The organism is Streptomyces sp. NPDC002788 (assembly GCF_053592115.1).
Genome location: NZ_JBSFVB010000015.1, coordinates 126,411 through 146,973 on the forward strand (window position 1 = coordinate 126,411; position 20,563 = coordinate 146,973).

Genomic DNA, 20,563 nt, shown 5'->3' on the forward strand with positions numbered 1-20,563 from the left:
AGGATCCGCTTCAACTGACGGACCCCGGGGGCAGCGTGACCCGGGCCGTGCGCCGCTCGCCGTCCAGCCCCCGCAGCGCCCGGGCCGGCGTGCCGGGGTGCAGTTCCGTCTCCCCCGCTGGTGCATCAGGGTGAGCGCGTCACGCAGCCGGTCGCCTTGCCCACCAGGGCCTGGGCCGCGCGCAGTCCGCGGTAGGTGTCGCCGGGCAGTGCCGGATTGATCCGTCCGAGCAGGTCGACGACGTCGAGGTAACGGTCGATCAACTCGGCCTCGGCGTGCGTCAGCGCGGGCAGCGGCGTCGGTTCGGGAGGCAGCACCGCCGGCTCACCTTCCGGTCGGCACGGCCAGGGTGGCCTTGCGATCGGGGACGATCCGGTCCGCCAGGCCGTACCGCACCCCCTCCTGGGCGGTGAGGACCTTGCCCCGCTCGATGTCCGCGCTCACCTGCTCCCGGGTGCGCTCCGTGTGCCGCGCGAGCCTCTCCTCCGTACCGGCCCGGGCCCGCGTCAACTCCCCGGCCCGGATCGTCAGATCGCTCGCCTGTCCGCGGACCGGCTCGGGCAGGGCGGGCTGATGGAGCACCAGGCGTGCGTCGGGCGGCACCGACCGCCTGCCCGGGGTGCCCGCCGCCAGCAGCACCGAGGCGGTGGCGCCGACCTGGCCCAGGCAGATCGTCTGCACAACGCAGGAGACGTAGCGCATCGTGTCGTAGATCGCCGCCATCGCGTGGAACGCGCCGCCGGGCGAGTCGATGCGAAGGGAGATGTCGCGGTCCGGAGCCTGGTGCTCCAGGTGCATGAACCGGGCCATCACATGCTTCGCCGACGTCTCGTCCACCGGCGTCCCGATAAGGACGATCCGCCCTGGGCGTGCGGTCGCTCTGCCGCGGGCGGGGGTCAGCCGACGGTCGCCAGTTCCCGCCCGTCGGCCGCGGTTTCGCTGCCCGCCTTCCGTGCCCGCAGTGAGCTGCCGAGCAGTACGGCGCCCAGGCCCAGCGTCGCCCACCAGGTCAGGGTCAGGGCGGGGCCGGTCGCCGCCGCGCCGTCGAAGTACGTCACCGAGCGCAGCAGGGTCGTGCCCGCGCCGGGCGGCAGCCACTGGCCGATCGCGCCGGCCGGCTCCGGCAGCATCTGCGGGGCCGAGGGGGCGCCGGAGAAGGGGTTGCCGATGAGCATCACCACGGCTGACACGATCCCGGCGCCGGCGGTGCCGACCAGGGCGGCGAGGCCGGCGACGGCACCACTGACGGCCAGCGCCGACAGGCCGAGCACCGCAGCCTCCGCCCACCAGTCGCCCGTGAGGACCCCGAGCCAGCTGTGTGCGATCCCCGCCGCGGCCACGCCCACCAGCGCGGACGCGCCGAGCAGCGCCGTCACGGCCCGGAGGCCGCGCAATCCCAGCAGGGTGACCACCGCGCCGGCCGCGATGCCGGCCAGGCTGAGCGGCAGCACGGCGGCGTTCAGTGCCGCGCCGCGGGGATCGCCCGCCGGGGTGGGCACGACATCGACCGTCTTCATCTGCGCGCCCTCGGCGGCGGCCCGCTGTGTCACGGCCTGCCGCAGGAACTGGGCGACGGCCGGCCCCGCGGCGGACGCGGTGAGCAGTTCGGGCCCCTGGGGTGTGACCACGACCGCGCCGTAGACGCTCCGGTCCTCGACGGCGTCCCGGGCGGCGGCCTCGTCGGCGTAGCGATGGATCTCGAAGGCACCCTCGTGCCGCAACAGTTGCCGCTCGACCCGGGTCGCCGCGGCGGGCGGTCCGGCCACGCCCAGCGGCAGGTCGCGAGGGGCGGTGCGAGCGGCCGGCCAGGCGAAGGCCCACAAGGCCAGGGTCGCGAGGACGGGTACGAGTACGACGACCGCGATCACGTGGCGGGTTCGGGTGGACGGCATGGGGGCTCCTGTCGGCGAGCGGAACGGGACGCTAAAAAGAAGGATCGTTCGTTTTTGCTCTGTCACCACCGTGCTCCGCATGTCCTCCCTTGTCAAGAATGAATATTCGTTTTACGTTGTGGACCATGGCTCGCGTGTCCCAGGAACACCTCGACGCCCGTCGCCGTCAGATCCTCGACGGCGCCGCGCTCTGCTTCGCCCGCAACGGCTTCCACGCCACCTCGATGCAGGACGTGCTGAAGGAGGTCGGACTCTCCGCCGGGGCCGTCTACCGCTACTTCAGCGGCAAGGAGGAGTTGATCGCCGCGATCGTCGGCGAGGTCCTCGACGTCGTGGGCGGCGTCTTCGAGAGCGCGGCCGAGCAGAGCCCGCCACCGTTGCCCGACGAGATGATCCCCAAGCTCCTCACGACCTTGAAGGAGCTCAGGCCCGGAGTCGTCCATGACGGCCAGTGGATCTTCCCTCGCCTGATGCTCCAGGTCTGGACGGAGACCCTGCGCAACGAGGACCTGGCCGACCTGATGCACACCGGCTACGCCCGGGTCCGCGCCGCATGGGTGAAGGTCGTGGAGGGCTACAAGGCCGCCGACCTGATCTCCGGGGACGCCGACGCCGACGCCATGGCACGCGTCATGATCGCCCTCGCGCAGGGCTTCGCGGCACAGATGGCCGTGTTCGGGGAGATGCCGCCGGAGATCCTCCGGGACGGGATCCGGGCGATGACGAGCATGCGTGACCCGCGCACGCGCAGCTGAAAGGATCACAGCTCGGTTAACGTCCCTGAAACCCGGTCCAACTAGCCTGCCGCCACGCCACCAGGGCTTTTCCCCGGGGCTGCGGCAACCCGGGCCCCGCACGGTCCGGAGCGAGGACTGTGAGGTGGGACGTGCAACTGACCCCGCACGAGCAAGAGCGACTGCTGATCCATGTGGCGGCCGACGTGGCGGAGAAGCGCCGGGCCCGCGGCCTGAAGCTCAACCACCCCGAGGCGGTCGCGCTCATCACGTCGCACATCCTCGAAGGCGCCCGTGACGGCCGTACGGTCGCGGAGCTCATGTCCTCCGGGCGCAAGCTCCTGACCAGGGACGACGTCATGGAGGGCATTGCGGAGATGATCCACGACGTCCAGGTCGAGGCCACCTTCCCGGACGGCACCAAGCTCGTCACCGTCCACGACCCGATCGTCTGACGGAGGCGCCGCCGTGATTCCCGGAGAGATCCTTTTCGCCGACGGGCCGATTGCCTACAACGAGGGCCGCGAGGTCACCCGCCTCACCGTCCTCAACGCCGCCGACCGGCCCGTCCAGGTCGGCTCCCACTACCACTTCGCCGAGGCCAACCCCGGTCTGGAGTTCGACCGCGCCGCCGCGCACGGCAAGCGGCTCAACGTCGCCGCCGGCACGGCCGTGCGCTTCGAACCCGGGATCCCCGTCGATGTCGAACTCGTTCCGCTCACCGGCGCCCGCGTCGTGCCCGGTCTGCGCGGGGAGACCGGAGGTGCCCTCGATGCCTGAGATCTCGCGTGCCGCCTACGCCGACCTGTTCGGCCCGACGACCGGCGACCGGATCCGGCTCGCCGACACGGACCTCCTGGTCGAAATCGAGGAGGATCGTTCCGGCGGTCCCGGTCTCTCCGGTGACGAGGCCGTGTTCGGCGGTGGCAAGGTCATCCGCGAGTCCATGGGCCAGGCCCGTGCCACACGTGCGGAAGGCACCCCGGACACCGTCATCACCGGCGCGGTGATCATCGACCACTGGGGGATCGTCAAGGCCGACATCGGCATCCGCGACGGGCGGATCACCGGCATCGGCAAGGCGGGCAACCCGGACACCATGGACGGCGTCCACCCGGACCTGGTCATCGGCCCGGAGACCGAGATCATCGCCGGCAACGGGCGGATCCTCACGGCGGGCGCCATCGACGCGCACGTCCACTTCATCTGCCCGCAGATCGCCGACGAGGCGCTGGCCTCGGGAATCACGACCCTCGTCGGCGGTGGCACCGGCCCGGCCGAGGGATCCAAGGCGACCACCGTGACCCCCGGTCCCTGGCACCTGGCGCGGATGCTGGAGGCCATGGAAGCCCACCCGCTGAACATCGGCCTGCTCGGCAAGGGCAACACCGTCTCCCACGAGGCGATGCTGTCGCAGATCCGGGGCGGCGCGCTCGGCCTGAAACTGCACGAGGACTGGGGCTCCACCCCGGCCGTCATCGACGCCTCGCTGACCGTCGCCGAACAGACGGGCATCCAGGTGGCCATCCACACGGACACCCTCAACGAGGCCGGATTCGTCGGCGACACGCTCGCCGCGATCGCCGGGCGCGGCATCCACGCGTACCACACCGAGGGCGCGGGCGGCGGGCACGCGCCGGACATCATGACCGTGGTGTCCGAGTCGTACGTGCTGCCCAGCTCCACCAATCCGACCCGGCCGTTCACCGTCAACACCGCCGAGGAACACCTCGACATGCTGATGGTGTGCCACCACCTCAACCCGGCGGTGCCGGAGGACCTGGCCTTCGCCGAATCCCGGATCCGGCCCTCCACGATCGGGGCGGAGGACGTGCTGCACGACATGGGCGCCATCTCGATCATCTCCTCCGACTCCCAGGCCATGGGACGCGTGGGCGAGGTCGTCATGCGCACCTGGCAGACCGCGCACGTGATGAAGCGCCGCCGCGGAGCGCTGCCCGGGGACGGGCGGGCCGACAACCACCGCGTACGCCGCTATGTCGCCAAGTACACGATCAACCCCGCCCTCGCCCAGGGACTGGCCCGCGAGATCGGGTCGGTGGAGAGCGGCAAGCTGGCCGACCTGGTGCTGTGGGAGCCGGCGTTCTTCGGCGTCAAGCCGCAGCTCGTCCTCAAGGGCGGGCAGATCGCGTACGCGCAGATGGGCGACGCCAACGCCTCGATCCCCACGCCGCAGCCGATCCTCCCGCGGCCGATGTACGGGGCGATCGGGCGGGCCCCCGCCTCCAACTCCGTCAACTTCGTCGCCCCCCTCGCCGTCGAGGACGGGCTGCCCGAGCGGCTGGGGCTCGGGAAGAGGTTCGTGGCGATCGAGTCCACGCGTGGGGTCACCAAGGCCGACATGCGGGAGAACGACGCGCGGCCCGACGTGCGGGTGGATCCCGACAGCTTCGCCGTGTACGTCGACGGGCAACTGGTCGAGGCCTCGCCGGCGGCCGAGCTGCCCATGGCCCAGCGGTACTTCCTGTTCTGAGGGTGTTCTGATGTCGCGTGCGGCGCTTCTCGTACTGGCCGACGGGCGGTTTCCCGCCGGTGGGCATGCGCATTCCGGTGGGGCCGAGGAGGCCGTCAAGGCCGGACGGATCAGTGGGGCGGCGAGTCTGGGGCAGTTCTGCCGGGGCCGGTTGCACACGGCGGGGCTGACGGCGGCGGGACTCGCGGCGGCCGCGGCGCTCGGCATCGACCCGGTCGCCCTGGACCGTGCGGCGGACGCCCGTACACCCTCACCCGCACTGCGGGCCGCCACGCGGAAACTGGGGCGGCAGTTGATGCGGGCCGCCCGGGCGACCTGGCCCTCCGCCGAACTGGCCGCGTTGGCGCGGGAGTTCCCCAAAGGCGCCCATCAGCCGGTGGTGCTGGGGCTGGCGGCTCGGGCCGCGGGGCTGGGTCCGGTCGACGCGGCGTACTGTGCCGCGTACGAGAGCGTGAGCGGGCCGGCCACGGCGACGGTGCGGCTGCTGAGTCTGGACCCCTTCGACGCGACGGGGGTGCTGGCCCGGTTGGCGCCCGAGATGGACCGGGTGGCGGACCGGGCGGTGGAGGCGGCGCGGCAGGTGGTCGACGAGGGGGTCGACGCGCTGCCGGCCGGGTCGGCACCGCTGCTGGAGATCGGCGCGGAGGCGCATGCGGGGTGGCCTGTACGGCTGTTCGCATCTTAGGCAGTCGATCCCCCCGGTCACCCCCCAATCAGTCATACAAGAACGAAGGAGCCGCGCTCATGCATCTCGACCACACCCACACCCACGACGGCCCGGGGGCCGTCAGCGCCGACGCCCTCCGGCCCGACGGCGGTCGCCGCGCCCTGCGGATCGGACTCGGCGGCCCCGTGGGGTCCGGGAAGACCGCCACCGTCGCCGCGCTGTGCCGGGCGTTGCGGGACGAGCTGTCCCTCGCTGTCGTCACCAACGACATCTACACCCGGGAGGACGCCGAGTTCCTGCTGCGGGAGGCCGTGTTGCCGCCCGAGCGGATCACCGCCGTGGAGACCGGGGCCTGCCCGCACACCGCGATCCGCGACGACATCTCCGCGAACCTGGAGGCGGTGGAGGATCTCGAGGACGCGGTCGGGCCGCTGGATCTGGTGCTCGTGGAATCCGGTGGCGACAACCTCACCGCGACCTTCTCCAAAGGACTCGTGGACGCGCAGATCTTCGTGATCGACGTGGCCGGGGGCGACGACATCCCGCGCAAGGGCGGGCCGGGCGTGACCACTGCGGACCTCCTCGTCGTCAACAAGACCGACCTCGCCCCGTACGTCGGCTCCGACCTCGCGCGGATGGCCGCCGACGCCAAGGCGCAGCGGGCCGAACTGCCTGTTGTCTTCCAGTCGTTGCGCAGCGAGGCCGGCGTGACGGAGGTCGCGGCGTGGGTGCGGGCCCAGCTCGCCGCGTGGACGGCATGACCGCGCACGGCGCGGGCGTCCGGTCCGTTGCGCGGATCGTCGCCCGCGCCGACGGCCGGGGCGGGACCTCGCTGCCCGTGCTGGAGAGCGACGGTCCCCTGGCGCTGCGGCGCACCCGGGCCACCGGCCCCGAGGCGCGGGTCATGCTGGTCGGCGCGATGAGCGGGCCGCTCGGCGGGGACCACTTCACCGTGGAGGGGCGGGTGGAGGAGGACGCACGGCTGACCGTGCGGTCGGCCGCCGCGACCATCGCGCTGCCGGGGCAGGCGAAGGGCGAGGCGCGCTACGACGTCCGGCTCGCTGTGGCCGATCACGCCGAACTGCGCTGGCTTCCCGAGCAGTTGATCTCCGCCCGCGGCAGTGACCTGTACGTCACCACCCGGGTCGACCTCGCCGCCACGGCCCGGCTCGTGCTGCGCGAGGAGCAGGTGCTCGGGCGGACCGGTGAGGAACCCGGGCGGCTGACGAGCCGGCTGACCGTGCGGGTCGCCGAGCGGGTGGTGCTCGACCAGGAGCTGGCCTGCGGGCCCGGCGCACCGGGCGGCTGGGACGGGCCCGCTGTACTCGCCGGGCACCGGGCTGTCGGACAACTCGTGGTGGTGCGGCCGGAGTTCACCACGAAGCCGGTGACGGCCCGGACGGTGGGGGAGGGGGCCTGCGTGGTGCCGCTCGCCGGGCCCGCCGCACTGGTCACCGCCGTCGCGCCGGACGCCCTGCGCCTGCGGCGCCTGCTCGACGAGGCGTTGGAGTTTCTCGCTCAGTGGTCGGCCCGAAATCTTTGATCCTGGTCGGAGTTCCCTCCGGGGCGAACGAGTGGTGGAAGGTGAAGGCGTGCGGCGCGGAGCCGTGGTCGTGGAGGTGTTCCAGCCTGGAAACCCCGTCCTGCCAGGTGGGTATCACGCCGTCGGAGACCCACCAGATCACGTAATTCGGGTGCCCTGTCCTCTCGAACCAGTCGTAACGCCTGTTCAGCGCCTCTCGGTGCAGACCGGTGTAGACGGCGTCGAAGGCGGGGCGCAGGTCGGTCCAGAGTGAGAGGGTCGCGGCCAGCGCGGTGGTTTCCACCGTATGTCCTTTGCCGTACCAAGTCGGTACGGCGAACTCTCCCCATGCACCCCAGTCCGCCTCGAAGAGCATGCCCCGTTCACCGTCTGGCGCTTCAGCACGCGCGAGGTACCCGGGGTGCTGACTGATCTTCCGGTAGACGGCCTCACCGATGTCGCAGAACTCACGCGTGAGAGGTGCGGGATCGGCGAGAGGTGACTTCAGGACGCCGAATGTGTACAGCGCAAGACGGGGCATGCGTCTCTTCCTGGTTGGGGGCCTGGTGTGGGCCCGGTTCGGTGGCTTACGCATGGGGGCGAGGATTCGTGGAGCGTGACCGACTCATCCCCTCGCGGGTGGCTCAGCCTTACGGAACTCCCGTGCGACCATGGGCGATCGCCGAAGACCAGGTGAAGGTAGCTGCCTCCGCGGGTCATGTCGAAGTTGCGTTTTCCCTGTCCAAGTGGCCTCTTGCACTGGTCATCGCGGGGGCTGGGGCCGGTGACGGACGGGGCAGGCTGCGGGGGTACCAGTGATCCCCTTCGGCCGATCGGTTAGCCCGCCGTGTCCATCCGCACCCCTGACGGCAAGGCCTGGATCGCAGGCGTCCGTAGAGCAGCATGACTTCTCCGTTTATCGGATTGGCAAAGAAGGGCTACCACCCCTGTTCTCAGGCACCTCACAGCCGCGAGGATCCCCCGTACTGATCGCAACGATGTACGGGGAGGTCCCACTTGAGGGGTACGAGACCGAAGAGGCGGACGGCGGCGCTCGGTTCGGCCGGCGCGCTCGTCACGGCCACGCTGATAGCCGGCGCCGTCGCGGCGCCCACGGCGAACGCGAGCGCGAGCAGCGGCTCCGGCCACGGCCAGGACCGCGAGGCGCGGGGCGCCGCGATCGCCGCCGCCCGGGCCGCGAAGACCGGCGTCGACTGGCAGGCCTGCCCCGCCGACTGGAATCTGGCCAAGCCGATCCAGTGCGGGTACGTCACCGTGCCGCTCGACTACGCCAAGCCGTACGGCAAGCAGATCAAGCTCGCCGTCGACCGCATCGGCAACACCGGCACGAAGGCCGAGCGGCAGGGCGCGCTCATCTACAACCCCGGCGGCCCCGGCGGCTCGGGACTGCGCTTCCCGGCCCGGGTCACCAGCAAGAACCCCATCTGGGCCAACGCGGCCAAGGCCTATGACTTCGTGGGCTTCGACCCGCGCGGTGTGGGGAAGTCCACGCCCATCTCCTGCGTCGACCCCCAGGAGTTCGTCAAGGCACCCAAGATGGACCCGGTGCCCGACTCCGAGGCCGACAAGCTCGCCCAGCGCAAGCTGGCCCGCGAGTACGCCGAGGGCTGCTACGAGCGCAGCGGCTGGATGCTGCCGCACATGACCACGCCGAACACCGCCCGGGACCTCGACGTCATCCGCGCCGCCCTCGGCGAGAAGAAGCTCAACTACCTGGGCGTCTCCTACGGCACCTACCTCGGCGCCGTCTACGGCACGCTCTTCCCGGGCCACGTGCGCCGCATGGTCGTCGACAGCGTCGTCAACCCGTCCCGGGACAAGATCTGGTACCAGGCCAACCTGGACCAGGACGTCGCCTTCGAGGGCCGTTGGAAGGACTGGCAGGACTGGGTCGCGAAGAACGACGCGACCTACCACCTCGGCACCACCCGTGCCGCCGTCCAGGCGAAGTGGCTGGAGCTGCGGGCCACCGCGAAGAAGAGCCCGATCGGCGGGGTCGTCGGCCCGGCCGAGCTCATCTCCTTCTTCCAGGGCGCCCCGTACTACGACTCCCAGTGGGCCCCGGTCGCCTCGGTCTTCAGCAAGTACGTCGCCGGCGACACCCAGGCGCTCGTCGACGCCGCCGCCCCCGACCTGTCCGACACGGCGGGCAACGCGGCCTCGGAGAACGGCAACGCCGTCTACACGGCCGTGGAGTGCGCCGACGCCAAGTGGCCCACCAGCTGGCGGACGTGGGACCGGGACAACACACGGTTGCACAAGGACCATCCGTTCCTGACGTGGGCCAACGCGTGGATGAACCTGCCGTGCGCCACCTGGCCGGTCAAGCAGCAGACGCCGCTGAACGTCAGGACCGGCAAGGGCCTGCCCGGGGTGCTCATCGTCCAGGCCGAGCGTGACGCGGCCACCCCGTACGGGGGCGCCGTCGAGCTGCACAAGCGGTTCAAGGGCTCCCGCCTGATCACCGAGAAGGACGCGGGCTCCCACGGCGTCACCAGCCTGGCCAACCCGTGCATCAACACCCGGGTGGACAGCTACCTGCTCACCGGCAAGCTGGACGGCGCGGACGTGACCTGCGCGCCGCACGCCACCCCGAAGCCGTAAGCAGTCGTCCGTACGACGGTGAGGGGCGGCCGGGTCATCCGGCCGCCCCTCGCTCATGCCGCGAACCAGGCGTCCTCCGTCGCGTAGTCGAACAGATCCGGATAGATCCGCGCGAGAGAGGGGAACGCCTCCCGCCAGTCTTGCCCGGACAGCCGGCGGGTGAGCCATTCGACCGTCTCCGGCAGGCTGCCGGCGTAGGACACGACCGGCCGGTAGCCCAACTCCCGCTCCGCCGCGGACATGTCGCACACCACCGGCAGCGGCGTCGACCACGGGGAACGACCCACGGCCGGCGACGGTCCCGGCCCGTCCAGCAGCGCGGTCTCCGTCTCCACGCCCATGACCGAGTCGATCGCCGCCCCGATCTCGGCCACCGTCGGCGGCCGCGGGTCGCAGGCGTTGAGCACCCGCGAGCCGGGCAGGGCCGCCGCCAGCCGGACCAGCTCGGCGATGTTGCGGGCGGCGGCCGGGTGAAAGCGGCTCTCGCCCCGGTGGGCGAGCACCCGCCGGCGCCGGCCGTCCAGGTTCCGCTTCACGAAGTACAGCTCGCGGGGGAGGGGGCTGTACGGACCGTGGATCGCGCCCGCGCGCAGCAGGGTCGTCGGCAACCGGTCGCCCGCCGCGAGGAGTTCACGCTCCAAGGCCACCTTGCCGGTGCTGTACGTGGCGTCCCCCGGCGGGACCGTCGGCTGCCCCTCCCGGATCGGTTCGGGGTACCGGGGGAAACCGTCCGGCTCGCTCATGGTGTCGAAGCCGCGGCCCCTGCCGTCCTCGTACACCGACACGCTCGACACGACCACGGCCGAGCCGACGCGGTCGGCCAGCCGCGTCAACTGCCGTGCGTGCCGGGCCCCGTAGGCGACGATGTCGACCACGAGGTCGCAGCCGTCTCTGATCAGCGCGGCCAGCGCCGCGTCGTCCTCGCGGTCCAGTCGCCGCGTCCGGACCTCGCCGGGCCAATTCTGGGCCCTGCCTCCGCCGCGCGACGCGGCCGTCACCTCCCAGCCGTCCCGCGCCAGGGCCTCCACCGTCGGCCGGCCGATCTGCCCGTTGGCCCCGATCACCACAGCTCGTCTCATGCCGTGACCGTAGATCGCCGCAGACCGGCCGCGGAACGGCGTTCTGCCGACGGCAGATCTCATCTCAGCGGCATGCGCCGGAACTTCCGCTCCTTCGTGGCGGCCTCCTCGGCCTTCACGACGGCCGCGTACCGGTCGACGTACTCCTGCTCGGACAGCGAGAGGATCGCGTACATGATCTCGTCGGTGACGGCGCGCAGGATGGCCTTCTCGTTCTCCATGCCTTCGTAGCGGGAGAAGTCGAGGGGCTCACCGAAGCGGATCACGACCGGGTGGATGTTGGGGATGACCTTGCCGGGCGGCTGGGCCTCGAAGGTGCCGATCATCGCGCAGGGCACGACCGGGACGCCGGCCTTGAGTGCCATCACGGCGACCCCGACCTTGCCCTTGTAGAGCCGGCCGTCGTGCGAGCGGGTCCCCTCGGGGTAGATGCCGAGCAACTCGTCCTTGCTCAGCACGCCGAGGCCCTCGCGGATCGCGGCCTGGCCCGCGTCCTTGCCGGAGCGGTCGACCGGGATCTGCCCCGCGCTGCGGAAGAAGAAGGCCGTCAGGCGGCCCTTGATGCCCGGGCCCGTGAAGTACTCGGCCTTCGCGAGGAAGGTGATGCGCCGCTTGAGGATCGCGGGCATCAGGAAGTGGTCCGAGAACGACAGGTGATTGCCGGCGACGATGGCCGCACCCTCCGAGGGGACGTGCTCCAGGCCCTCTATCCGAGGCCGGAAGACCAGTCGCAGCAGCGGGCCCAGCAGCACGTATTTCAGCAGGTAGTAGAACAAAGCGGGCGCTCCTCGACTCTCGCGGTGGCCGCAACCGCCGCGTTCCAGCAGGTCAACCGGCATGTCGTGGGGTGCCAGTCTAGGTGCAGGCGTAACAGCCGGGCACCTCGTGCGGCCGGACGGCACAGATCCTTTGCCGATTGACTGACGGTCAGTCAGGAGGGCGCGACCGTTGGTGCTCATGCGGCTGGGGAGGGCCGCGTGACCGGCGTGCTGCGCCATGCGGATGACGGGCATGCCGAACGGGGGGCGTGGCGGGTTGGCGGGGGTGGGGCGGGGCCGGCTCTTGCGGCGGCCTGCCCCGGCCCCGCGGGGCCGGTGGCGTCGCGGGCACCGCCGAGTAACCTGCCAGACATGCGCATCTCTGTTTCCTCGGACATGGACGAGCCCGTCGCCCGCTCCCTCGTGGCCGCGCTGCGCGACCGGGGGCATGAGGTGCGCCCGCACGGCGCGCTGCGCCCCGGGGACGACCCGCAGTGGGCGGTGTGCTCCGAGGCCGCGGCCCGTGAGGTCGCCGACGGGACGGCCGACCAGGCCGTGGTGTGCTGCTGGACCGGCACGGGCGCCTCGATCGCCGCGAACAAGGTGCCGGGCGTACGGGCCGCCCTGTGCACGGACGCCTACTCCGCCGACGGGGCCCGCCGCTGGAACGACGCCAACGTGCTCGCGCTCAGCCTGCGGCTGACGTCCGAGCCGCTGCTCGGGGAGATCCTCGACGCCTGGTTCGCAGGCGAGCCCAGCAGGGACGCCGAGGACCGGCAGAACGTGGACCGCGTCCGGCTTCTCGATCACGGCAGGTCCCGCCTGTAAGGGGTCCTTGCAGGATGAGCGTCCGACCCGGGCGGGCAGTGCAAGGACCCCTGAGTCACAGACGCACGATGATGAGCGCGGTGTCGTCCGTCGCACCGCCGGGCGGCAGCAGTTCCAGCAGGACGGTGTCGGCTAGGGTCTCGGGGTCCTGGTCCCGGTGCCGGCGCAGGGCGTCGGCGAGCCGGTCCAGACCCGTGTAGATGTCCTCGCGGCGCCGTTCGACCAGTCCGTCGGTGTAGAGCACCAGCGTGGCGCCCGGCGCGAACGTGGTCTCGGCCTGGGGTCTGGCGATCGGGTCGGGGCGGGCGTCGAGCGGCGTGTCCGTGGCCTGGTCGAGGAACTCCGTGCGGCCGTCGGGGTGGACCAGCACGGGTGGGGGATGACCGGCGCTGCTGTACGTGATGACCTGCCGGTCGAAGTCGATGAAGGTCGTCACCGCCGTCGCCGACTCGGCACCTTCGACCACGTGCGCATACCGCCCCAGCACGTCCAGGGCCTGCGCCGGCCCGTCCGCGACCCGGGACGCCGCGCTCAGCGCGCTGCGCAGCTGGCCCATGACCCCGGCGGCCTCCAGCCCGTGCCCGACCACGTCGCCCACGGACACACCGGTGCGGTGGCCGCCGACCAGGTCGACCAGGTCGTACCAGTCCCCGCACACGTTGAGCGCGCCCACGGCGGGCCGGTACCGGACGGCGGCCCGATGGTGGTGCCGGGTCTGCGGACCGGCGGGCAGCATCGCCTTCTGCAACGCCAGCGCCACCTCCCGCTCCCGGGAGTGCGCCAGGCGCAACCGCTCGTTGAGCTCCTGCAGCTCACGGGCGCGGGTGTACAGCTCCGCCTCCAGCATCCGGGCGCGGGTGTTGCGGTGCCCCCCGTGGCGGCCACGGGCTCGGATCAGCTCCGTGACCTCCTCGACGCGGTGCAGGATCAGCGTCACCTTCCCGTCGGGCCCGAGCAGCGGCGCGTTCACCGGGCTCCAGTAGCGCTCCTCCCACTCCCCGGGGCGCTCGGGATCCTCGACGTCGTAGCGCTGCAGAGCCATCGCGTCCCGCTCGCCGGTCGCCAGGACCCGGTACAGCGAGGCCTCCAGGTTCCGCACGCCCGTCGCACCCGGGTTGTTGGGGTTGTCGGGGAAGACGTCGAACAGGTAGCGGCCGACCAACTGCTCGCGCGAGCGGCCGGAGACCCGGACGAACTCCTCGTTGACGTCCGCGTAGACGAGCTCGGGCGTCAAGAGCGCCACCATCCCGGGCAGGGCGTGGAACACCGCCGTGTAGTCGATCGCCGAATCCGTCATGGCTGCTGCCTCACCACTGCCGGGATCATCCCAGTTTCCCACGGAATGGTTCCCACGGAATGGAAGAATCTCGCCCTGGCGTCACTCCCCCGGAGCCGTCAGGGACTGCTCGGCCCAGATGATCTTCCCGTCGGGGACGAACCGCGTGCCCCACCGCTGCGTCAGCTGCGAGACCAGCAGCAGCCCGCGCCCGCCCTCGTCCGTCGTCCGCGGGTGACGCAGATGGGGCGCGGTGGCGCCGCCGTCGAAGACCTCGCACACCAGGGCGCGCTCGCGGATCAGCCGGAGCCGGATGGTGCCGGCGGCGTACCGGATGGCGTTGGTGACCAGCTCGCTCACCACCAGCTCCGTGGTGAAGGCCAACTCCTCCAGGCCCCAGTGCGCCAGCTGGCGGGTGGCCGCGCGGCGGGCCTCGGCGACGACGGCCGGGTCCGAGGGCAGCTCCCAGGCCGCGACCTGCTCGCTGCCGAGACGTTTCGTCCGGGCCATCAGCAGGGCCACGTCGTCGTGGGGGCGGGCGGGGACGAGCGCGTCGACCACGGTCCGGCAGTGCGACTCCAGCGGACCCGCCAGCTCCAGCGCCCGGCGCAGCCGTTCCCGGCCGGCGTCGACGGCCCAGGTCTCGCCCCGGGCCAGCAGCCCGTCGGTGTGCAGGGCGAGCGTGCTGCCCTGCGCGAGGGGCATCTCGACCGCCTCGAAGGGCGGGCCGCCCACGCCGAGCGGTGGCCCCTGCGGGAGGTCGACGAACACGACCGAGCCGTCGGGCAGGACCACGGCCGGTGCGGGGTGCCCCGCGGCGGCCATCGCGCAGCGGCCGTCGACCGGGTCGTAGACGACGTACAGGCACCCCGAGCCCACACGCTGCGTGCCCGCGGATCCCGCCGTACCCGGCTCGGCACCCTCTTCCCGCGCCGACCGCGCCACCAGGTCGTCGAGGTGCGCCAGCACCTCCTCGGGCCGCAGATCCAGAGCCGCCAGGGTCCGTACGGCGGTCCGCAGCTGGCCCATGGCCGCGGCGGCGTCGATGCCGTGCCCGGGCACCTCGCCCACGACGAGCGCCACCCGCGCCCCGGACAGCGGGATGAGGTCGTACCAGTCGCCGCCGAGGCCGGTCAGCTCGTCGGCCGGCCGGTAGCACGCGGCCACCTCGACCGCGTCCTGCTCGGGCAGGCGGTGGGGGAGCAGACTGCGCTGCAGGACGAGCGCGGCGTCCCGCTCACGGGTGTAGCGGCGGGCGTTGTCCACACAGACGGCCGCACGGGCGACGAGGTCCTCTGCCAGGCGCAGATCCTCCTCGTCGAAGGCTTCCCGGCGGTCCCGCCGGAAGAAGGTCGTGAGGCCGAGGGTGATGCCGCGCGACCGGATCGGCACGGTCATGACGCTGCGCAGACCCAGCTCCCGGAACGTGGCGTGCCGGCCGCTCGGGACCTTCGTGGTCCAGTCAAGGGCCTGCGGGTCGAGCCGCTCCCCGCGCCAGGAGCGTCCCGTGGCCAGGCAGTGGACCGGGGGCGTCCCGGCCCGGAACTCCACCATCCCGCCGATCGCGATGACGGCCTCCACGAGGTCGTCCTCCGCCGCCGACCGGTAGCCGGCGCGGCGCAACGGCACCGGGTCCTCCGCGTCCGCGAGCGGCCCCGGAGCCGGTTCGGCGCCCCGCAGCACCGTCTCCAGCAGGTCCACGGTGACGAAGTCGGCCAGTCCCGGCACGGCCACGTCGGCCAGCTCCTGCGCGGTGCGCGTGAGGTCCAGGCTGCGGCCGATGCTCTCGCCGGCCCGGTCGAGCAGCGCCAGCCGCTGTCGGGCGCGGTGCCGCTCGGTCATGTCGACGACCGTGTAGTACACACCTATCGGGTGGCCCTGATCGTCCTCGAGCCGGGTGAACGACAGCATGTGCGCCGTCTCGCGCAGCGGCGCCGACCGCACACGGCCCACGTGCTCGTAGCCGACGACCGCCTCGCCGGTCTCCAGTACGTGCCGCATCTGCGCCTCGACCGCCTGGGCGTCCAGGCCCGGCTGGACGTCCGCGAAGCGCAGGCCGAGCCGGCGCGCTGCCGGTCCGCCGCCGAACTGCTCCAGTGCGGCGTTCGACCACACGAAACGCAGGTCCGTGTCCACGATCGCGATACCGACCGGCGCGTCGGCCACCATCTGCTGCAACACCGTGCGGCTCATGTCCCAGCCGGGGGCGTCGGCCAGCTCCGACAGCAGCATCAGCCACCGCGAGCCGCCGTGCGCCTCGTCGGCCGGGGCGATCCGGACCGCGACCCTCACCGGCTGCCCGTCCTTGCGGCGGGCCGTCAGCAGCCCCGTCCAGCCGCCGTCCCCGCGGCACCGCTCGACCAGGTCCGGCACGCGCTCGGCGTCCTCGGTGACCAGCAGATCGGCCAGCTTCCTGCCGACCGCCTCGGATGCCGGGTACGCCAGCAGCCGCCCGGCATCAGCGGTCCAGCCCGTCACCACGCCCTGCGCATCGAGCAACAGGGGCGCGGCGTCGGCCACGTCGAACCGCTGCCGGGCAACGCCGGACTCCTCGTGTGCGCCCACGGCCGACCTCTCTGTCGCTGAGAGAGTGGTCTACCACCTCTTGCCCCAATCTTCACCCTTCCGGTGAGCGGGGGCGGCTCGTGCGGTCCGGTCGGGGAGGCAGGGGGCGGTTGGGACGGCAGGGCCGGATGCGGTGCGCCTGGGGCCGGATCGTCCGCCCCCAGGTGACTCACCCCAGCGCCTTCTCCAGTGCCCCGAGTGCCCCTCGCAGCTCCTCGGCCGTGATCGTCAGCGGTGGGGCCAGCCGGATCGTCGAGCCGTGGGTGTCCTTGGCCAGGACCCCCTCCCGCATCAGGCGTTCGCTGATCTCGCGGCCGGTGCCGAGGGCGGGGTCGACGTCGACGCCCGCCCACAGCCCGCGTGCGCGGAAACCGACCACACCCTTGCCGACCAGCCCCGTCAGACCGTCGCGCAGGACCACGCCCAGCTCGGCCGCCCGGCGCTGGAACTCGCCCGTCTCCAGCAGCTCGACCACCGCCGTGCCGACAGCCGCCGCCAGCGGGTTGCCTCCGAAGGTCGACCCGTGCTCGCCCGGGTGCAGCACCCCGAGCACCTCCCGGCGTCCGACCACCGCCGACACCGGCACGATGCCGCCGCCCAGCGCCTTGCCCAGGAGCAGCACGTCCGGCACCACCGACTCGTGCTCGACGGCCAGGGTGCTGCCCGTCCGGCCGAGCCCGGACTGGATCTCGTCCGCGACGAACAGACAGCCCTTGCGCCGGGTCAGCTCGCGCACGCCGGCCAGGTAGCCGTCGTCCGGGACGACCACCCCGGCCTCACCCTGGATCGGCTCGATCAGCACCGCCGCCGTCGTCTCGTCGACCGCCGCCTCCAGCGCGGCCAGGTCGTTGTACGGCACGACCCGGAAGCCCGGGGTGAAGGGCCCGAATCCCGCCCGGGCGGTCTCGTCCGTGGAGAAGCTGACGATCGTCGTCGTACGGCCGTGGAAGTTGTCCGCCGCGACGACGATGGTCGCCCGGTCGGCCGGGACGCCCTTGACGTCGTAGGCCCACTTGCGGGCCACCTTCACCCCGCTCTCCACCGCCTCCGCGCCGGTGTTCATGGGCAGCACCATGTCCATGCCGGTCAGCGCCGCGAGCCGCTCGGCGAACTCGGCGAGCCGGTCGTTGTGGAAGGCGCGCGAGGTGAGGGTCAGCCGGTCGAGCTGGCGGTGGGCCGCCTCGATCAGCGCCGGGTGCCGGTGCCCGAAGTTCAGGGCCGAATAGCCGGCCAGCATGTCGAGGTAGCGCCGCCCCTCCACGTCCTCCACCCAGGTGCCCTCGGCGCGGGCGACGACCACGGGCAGCGGATGGTAGTTGTGCGCGAGGACCGGCTCCTCCGCGCGGATCAGCTCCTGCGAGCCTCGGGTCTCCCGCGAGCCCCGGGCCCCTTGCGAGTCCCCGGTGCGGACAGGTGCGGTCATGAGCGGATCTCCCGGATCTCCTGGGTGCAGCACTTGATGCCGCCACCGGCCTTCTGGAACTCGGACAGGTCGACGGGGACCGGGACGTAGCCGCGGTCGGTCAGCTGCCCCGCCAGGCCCCTCGCCCCGGGCGAGATGAACACATGGCGCCCGTCGGAGACGGAGTTGAGCCCGAACGCCATCGCGTCCTCGCGGGATGCGAGCACCGCGTCCGGGTACAAGCGGGCCAGCACCTCGCGGCTGCCCGGCGAGAACGCCTCGGGACAGTAGGCGATGTTCTCCTCGTCGAGGACGAACAGCGCCGTGTCCAGGTGGTAGAAGTACGGATCCACCAGCGTCAGGCTGATCACCGGCACACCGAAGTACTCCTGCGCCTCCCGGTGGGCCTCCCGCGTGGTGCGGAAACCCGTCCCGGCCAGGATCCAGCGGCCGGCCGGCACCAGGTCGCCCTCGCCCTCGCACACCGACTCGGGGTGGTACACCTCGTAGCCCTCCGTCTTGAACCACGCCTCGTACGGCACGGACTCGGGACGGCGCTCGGGCGCGTGGAAGAGGGAGCCGAAGACGCGGCCGTCGACGACGACCGCCGCGTTCGCGGCGAAGACCATGTCGGGCAGGCCGGGAACGGGTTTCACAGCATCCACGGTATGGCCGTGGGCGCGGTACGTGTCGACCAGCGCCTGCCACTGGTCCAGGGCGCGGATGACATCGACGGGTTCGCCGGGACGCATCCACGGGTTGATCGCGTACTGCACGGCGAAGTGTCTGGGTTCGCAGACGAGGTAGCGCCGCCGGCGCGGCACACGGGAGTCGGGCACAGAGGGGTCCCTCCGCTTCCTCACGGTGTGTGACGGGTTGTTGACACAACGGTAGGAACTGGCGGAGGGCCCCGGCAAGGAACAAAGGTTGCGCGTCCGCGCAGGAACACTGCGTCTTGCGGCCGCTCAGCGCACGTTGGCTGCGCCGCCCGGAGATCCCTCAGGCGCCGGCTGGCTGGCCCCGGCCTCCGGGCTCTCCGGCAGCAGATGGGACAGCACCATCACGCTGATCGTCTTCCGGATGAACGGCTCCTGCCGGATCCGCTCCAGCACCTCCTCGAAGTGCTCCACGTCCCGCGCCCGTACGTGCAGCAACGCGTCCGCGCCGCCCGTCACGGTCATCGCCGCCGCGATCTCCGGGTAGTCGCGCACGACCTCGGCCAGCCGCCGCGGCGGCGCCGCGCCCTCGCAGTACACCTCGACATAGGCCTCCGTGCGCCAGCCCAGCGCCGACGGCTTCACCGTGGCCGAGAACCCGGTGATCACGCCCGTCTCGCGCAGCCGGTCGACCCGGCGCTTGACCGCCGTGGCCGACAGCCCGACCGCCGTGCCGATCTCGGCGAACGACGTCCTGGCGTTGGCCATCAAAGCGGTGATGATCTTCCGGTCGAGTTCGTCGAACGGCGTGGACCTGCTGTTCATGCGGGCACTGTATCCACCGGCATCCCGGCCCGCCCCGGCCCGGCGCGGGCACCGTGTCCAGCGCAGACGTCCACCCCCGGCACGTGTCCGGACGCACGGATCGCCCCTACACTCCGGGTTCATGCTGCGCGCCCTGGCTGTCGACGACGAACGCCCCTCGCTCGAGGAGCTCCTCTACCTGCTGCAGGCCGACCCCCGCATCGGCAGCGCGGAAGGCGCCGGCGACGCGACCGAGGCGCTGCGCCGCATCAACCGGGCCCTGGAATCCGGCCCGGGCGGACCCGAGGCCATCGACGTCGTCTTCCTCGACATCCAGATGCCCGGCCTCGACGGCCTCGACCTGGCCCGGCTGCTCACAGGCTTCGCGCAGCCGCCGCTCGTCGTGTTCGTCACCGCCCACGAGGACTTCGCCGTCCAGGCCTTCGACCTGAAGGCCGTCGACTACGTCCTCAAACCCGTACGCAAGGAACGCCTCGCCGAGGCCGTCCGCCGGGCCGCCGAGGTGCGCGGCACCGCCCCGCGCATCCCCGTGCACGAACCCGACCCGGACCACATACCCGTCGAGCTCGGCGGTGTGACCCGCTTCGTCGCCGTCGACGACATCACCCACGTCGAGGCCCAGGGGGACTACGCCCGTCTGCACACCGACAAGGGCAGCCACCTGGTCCGCATCCCCCTGTCCACCCTGGAGGACCGCTGGCGCTCCCGGGGCTTCGTCCGCATCCACCGCCGCCACCTCGTCGCTCTGCGCCACATCGGCGAACTCCGCCTCGACGCGGGCTCGGTCAGCGTCCTCGTCGGCTCCGAGGAGCTCCAGGTCAGCCGGCGCCACGCACGCGAACTGCGCGACCTGCTCATGAGGAGGCCGTGACGGTGCCCCAGGACCACACCGAACGCCGCGTCGTCGTCACCGGCCCGCCCCGCCAGACCCGGCGGGCTTCCGGCTACTACCGCCCGCGCACCGAGATCGACGAACAGACCACCCTCGGCCACACCTACGTCCGTTCCCTGATGCGCACCCAGTTGCGCGCCGCCCTGACCGTGTTCGCGATCCTCGGTCTGCTCGTCGGCCCCCTCCCGCTCCTCTTCGCCGCGATGCCCGACGCCCGCCGCCTCGAATGGGCCGTCCTCGGCTTCGGCCTCTACGCCCCGCTCGTCCTCCTCGCCCGCTGGTACGTCCGCCGCGCCGAACGCAACGAGCGTGACTTCGTGCGCCTCGTCGAAGACCGCTGACCCCCAC

The 20,563-nt window shown here is 72.1% G+C and carries 21 protein-coding genes and 1 pseudogene; 11 read left to right on the forward strand and 11 right to left on the reverse strand.

Annotated features, from left to right (window positions below; all coding sequences use genetic code 11):
• Window positions 1-10: 10 nt before the first annotated feature.
• The 3 genes and pseudogenes from ACWD1U_RS26710 to ACWD1U_RS26720 all read right to left on the reverse strand — a co-directional run bounded on the left by ACWD1U_RS26710 (window position 11) and on the right by ACWD1U_RS26720 (window position 1,892).
• Window positions 11-317 (reverse strand): annotated as a pseudogene (locus ACWD1U_RS26710) (hypothetical protein).
• Between the two features lie 7 nt (window positions 318-324).
• A complete protein-coding gene (locus tag ACWD1U_RS26715; RefSeq protein WP_451111355.1) occupies window positions 325-900 on the reverse strand; it encodes an ATP-dependent Clp protease proteolytic subunit in 576 nt (191 codons plus the stop codon).
• Window positions 897-1,892: an ABC transporter permease gene (locus tag ACWD1U_RS26720; RefSeq protein WP_451111195.1), complete on the reverse strand. Its 996-nt coding sequence runs from the start codon at window positions 1,890-1,892 to the stop codon at window positions 897-899. Before ACWD1U_RS26720 ends, ACWD1U_RS26715 begins: the two co-directional genes overlap by 4 nt.
• A gap of 125 nt (window positions 1,893-2,017) precedes the next feature.
• Here ACWD1U_RS26720 and ACWD1U_RS26725 point away from each other — a divergent pair, with 125 nt between their 5' ends.
• The 7 genes from ACWD1U_RS26725 (at window position 2,018) to ACWD1U_RS26755 (ending at window position 7,330) form a co-directional block, all read left to right on the forward strand.
• Complete coding sequence (locus ACWD1U_RS26725; protein WP_451111197.1) at window positions 2,018-2,647, forward strand: TetR/AcrR family transcriptional regulator; 630 nt, start codon at window positions 2,018-2,020, stop codon at window positions 2,645-2,647.
• 131 nt (window positions 2,648-2,778) lie between these two features.
• Window positions 2,779-3,081 (forward strand): urease subunit gamma, encoded by a 303-nt coding sequence (locus tag ACWD1U_RS26730; RefSeq protein ID WP_328429229.1) that lies wholly within the window; start codon window positions 2,779-2,781, stop codon window positions 3,079-3,081.
• Window positions 3,082-3,094: 13 nt separating this feature from the next.
• Entirely contained in the window at window positions 3,095-3,406 is a 312-nt protein-coding gene (locus ACWD1U_RS26735) for an urease subunit beta (RefSeq protein ID WP_451111199.1), read from the forward strand.
• The gene (locus tag ACWD1U_RS26740; protein ID WP_451111200.1) at window positions 3,399-5,120 is read left to right on the forward strand and encodes an urease subunit alpha; all 1,722 of its coding nucleotides are present in this window, start codon (window positions 3,399-3,401) and stop codon (window positions 5,118-5,120) included. Before ACWD1U_RS26735 ends, ACWD1U_RS26740 begins: the two co-directional genes overlap by 8 nt.
• A 10-nt stretch (window positions 5,121-5,130) precedes the next feature.
• Window positions 5,131-5,805: an urease accessory protein UreF gene (locus ACWD1U_RS26745; RefSeq protein ID WP_451111202.1), complete on the forward strand. Its 675-nt coding sequence runs from the start codon at window positions 5,131-5,133 to the stop codon at window positions 5,803-5,805.
• Window positions 5,806-5,864: 59 nt separating this feature from the next.
• On the forward strand, window positions 5,865-6,548 hold the full coding sequence (gene ureG, locus ACWD1U_RS26750) for an urease accessory protein UreG (RefSeq protein WP_451111203.1): 684 nt from the start codon (window positions 5,865-5,867) through the stop codon (window positions 6,546-6,548).
• Window positions 6,545-7,330, forward strand: a complete 786-nt coding sequence (locus ACWD1U_RS26755) for an urease accessory protein UreD (protein ID WP_451111357.1) — start codon at window positions 6,545-6,547, stop codon at window positions 7,328-7,330. The genes ureG and ACWD1U_RS26755 overlap by 4 nt, the downstream gene beginning before the upstream one ends.
• Here ACWD1U_RS26755 and ACWD1U_RS26760 read toward each other — a convergent pair.
• The gene (locus ACWD1U_RS26760; RefSeq protein ID WP_451111205.1) at window positions 7,239-7,850 is read right to left on the reverse strand and encodes a DUF3291 domain-containing protein; all 612 of its coding nucleotides are present in this window, start codon (window positions 7,848-7,850) and stop codon (window positions 7,239-7,241) included. The genes ACWD1U_RS26755 and ACWD1U_RS26760 overlap by 92 nt on opposite strands.
• A gap of 476 nt (window positions 7,851-8,326) precedes the next feature.
• Between ACWD1U_RS26760 and ACWD1U_RS26765 the strand changes: the two genes are divergently transcribed.
• A complete protein-coding gene (locus ACWD1U_RS26765; RefSeq protein WP_451111206.1) occupies window positions 8,327-9,934 on the forward strand; it encodes an alpha/beta hydrolase in 1,608 nt (535 codons plus the stop codon).
• Window positions 9,935-9,987: 53 nt separating this feature from the next.
• Here the strand turns inward: ACWD1U_RS26765 and ACWD1U_RS26770 are convergent, their stop codons facing one another.
• Both ACWD1U_RS26770 and ACWD1U_RS26775 read right to left on the reverse strand, forming a co-directional pair.
• Complete coding sequence (locus ACWD1U_RS26770) at window positions 9,988-11,013, reverse strand: NAD-dependent epimerase/dehydratase family protein (protein ID WP_451111208.1); 1,026 nt, start codon at window positions 11,011-11,013, stop codon at window positions 9,988-9,990.
• Between the two features lie 59 nt (window positions 11,014-11,072).
• Window positions 11,073-11,789: a lysophospholipid acyltransferase family protein gene (locus ACWD1U_RS26775; protein WP_451111358.1), complete on the reverse strand. Its 717-nt coding sequence runs from the start codon at window positions 11,787-11,789 to the stop codon at window positions 11,073-11,075.
• A gap of 354 nt (window positions 11,790-12,143) precedes the next feature.
• Here ACWD1U_RS26775 and ACWD1U_RS26780 point away from each other — a divergent pair, with 354 nt between their 5' ends.
• The gene (locus tag ACWD1U_RS26780; RefSeq protein WP_451111210.1) at window positions 12,144-12,599 is read left to right on the forward strand and encodes an RpiB/LacA/LacB family sugar-phosphate isomerase; all 456 of its coding nucleotides are present in this window, start codon (window positions 12,144-12,146) and stop codon (window positions 12,597-12,599) included.
• Window positions 12,600-12,654: 55 nt separating this feature from the next.
• Here ACWD1U_RS26780 and ACWD1U_RS26785 read toward each other — a convergent pair whose 3' ends face one another.
• The 5 genes from ACWD1U_RS26785 to ACWD1U_RS26805 all read right to left on the reverse strand — a co-directional run bounded on the left by ACWD1U_RS26785 (window position 12,655) and on the right by ACWD1U_RS26805 (window position 19,323).
• Complete coding sequence (locus ACWD1U_RS26785; protein ID WP_451111212.1) at window positions 12,655-13,896, reverse strand: PP2C family protein-serine/threonine phosphatase; 1,242 nt, start codon at window positions 13,894-13,896, stop codon at window positions 12,655-12,657.
• Between the two features lie 81 nt (window positions 13,897-13,977).
• Window positions 13,978-16,440 (reverse strand): SpoIIE family protein phosphatase, encoded by a 2,463-nt coding sequence (locus ACWD1U_RS26790; protein ID WP_451111214.1) that lies wholly within the window; start codon window positions 16,438-16,440, stop codon window positions 13,978-13,980.
• A gap of 169 nt (window positions 16,441-16,609) precedes the next feature.
• On the reverse strand, window positions 16,610-17,863 hold the full coding sequence (gene rocD, locus ACWD1U_RS26795) for an ornithine--oxo-acid transaminase (RefSeq protein ID WP_451111216.1): 1,254 nt from the start codon (window positions 17,861-17,863) through the stop codon (window positions 16,610-16,612).
• A complete protein-coding gene (gene ddaH / locus ACWD1U_RS26800) occupies window positions 17,860-18,681 on the reverse strand; it encodes a dimethylargininase (RefSeq protein WP_451111217.1) in 822 nt (273 codons plus the stop codon). The genes rocD and ddaH overlap by 4 nt, the downstream gene beginning before the upstream one ends.
• 126 nt (window positions 18,682-18,807) lie before the next feature.
• On the reverse strand, window positions 18,808-19,323 hold the full coding sequence (locus ACWD1U_RS26805; RefSeq protein ID WP_451111219.1) for an Lrp/AsnC family transcriptional regulator: 516 nt from the start codon (window positions 19,321-19,323) through the stop codon (window positions 18,808-18,810).
• Between the two features lie 121 nt (window positions 19,324-19,444).
• Between ACWD1U_RS26805 and ACWD1U_RS26810 the strand changes: the two genes are divergently transcribed.
• Window positions 19,445-20,194: a LytR/AlgR family response regulator transcription factor gene (locus ACWD1U_RS26810; RefSeq protein ID WP_451111221.1), complete on the forward strand. Its 750-nt coding sequence runs from the start codon at window positions 19,445-19,447 to the stop codon at window positions 20,192-20,194.
• A 2-nt stretch (window positions 20,195-20,196) separates the two neighbouring features.
• On the forward strand, window positions 20,197-20,556 hold the full coding sequence (locus tag ACWD1U_RS26815; protein WP_451111360.1) for a hypothetical protein: 360 nt from the start codon (window positions 20,197-20,199) through the stop codon (window positions 20,554-20,556).
• The last annotated feature ends 7 nt before the right edge of the window (window positions 20,557-20,563 follow it).

Bases quoted from the DNA above. Each gene is read 5' to 3' on its own strand.
- ACWD1U_RS26720 (WP_451111195.1), bottom strand. From the start codon at position 1,892: ATGCCGTCCACCCGAACCCGCCACGTGATCGCGGTCGTCGTACTCGTA.
- ACWD1U_RS26725 (WP_451111197.1), top strand. From the start codon at position 2,018: ATGGCTCGCGTGTCCCAGGAACACCTCGACGCCCGTCGCCGTCAGATC.
- ACWD1U_RS26740 (WP_451111200.1), top strand. From the start codon at position 3,399: ATGCCTGAGATCTCGCGTGCCGCCTACGCCGACCTGTTCGGCCCGACG.
- ACWD1U_RS26745 (WP_451111202.1), top strand. From the start codon at position 5,131: ATGTCGCGTGCGGCGCTTCTCGTACTGGCCGACGGGCGGTTTCCCGCC.
- ureG (WP_451111203.1), top strand. From the start codon at position 5,865: ATGCATCTCGACCACACCCACACCCACGACGGCCCGGGGGCCGTCAGC.
- ACWD1U_RS26755 (WP_451111357.1), top strand. From the start codon at position 6,545: ATGACCGCGCACGGCGCGGGCGTCCGGTCCGTTGCGCGGATCGTCGCC.
- ACWD1U_RS26760 (WP_451111205.1), bottom strand. From the start codon at position 7,850: ATGCCCCGTCTTGCGCTGTACACATTCGGCGTCCTGAAGTCACCTCTC.
- ACWD1U_RS26770 (WP_451111208.1), bottom strand. From the start codon at position 11,013: ATGAGACGAGCTGTGGTGATCGGGGCCAACGGGCAGATCGGCCGGCCG.
- ACWD1U_RS26780 (WP_451111210.1), top strand. From the start codon at position 12,144: ATGCGCATCTCTGTTTCCTCGGACATGGACGAGCCCGTCGCCCGCTCC.
- ACWD1U_RS26785 (WP_451111212.1), bottom strand. From the start codon at position 13,896: ATGACGGATTCGGCGATCGACTACACGGCGGTGTTCCACGCCCTGCCC.
- rocD (WP_451111216.1), bottom strand. From the start codon at position 17,863: ATGACCGCACCTGTCCGCACCGGGGACTCGCAAGGGGCCCGGGGCTCG.
- ACWD1U_RS26805 (WP_451111219.1), bottom strand. From the start codon at position 19,323: ATGAACAGCAGGTCCACGCCGTTCGACGAACTCGACCGGAAGATCATC.
- ACWD1U_RS26810 (WP_451111221.1), top strand. From the start codon at position 19,445: ATGCTGCGCGCCCTGGCTGTCGACGACGAACGCCCCTCGCTCGAGGAG.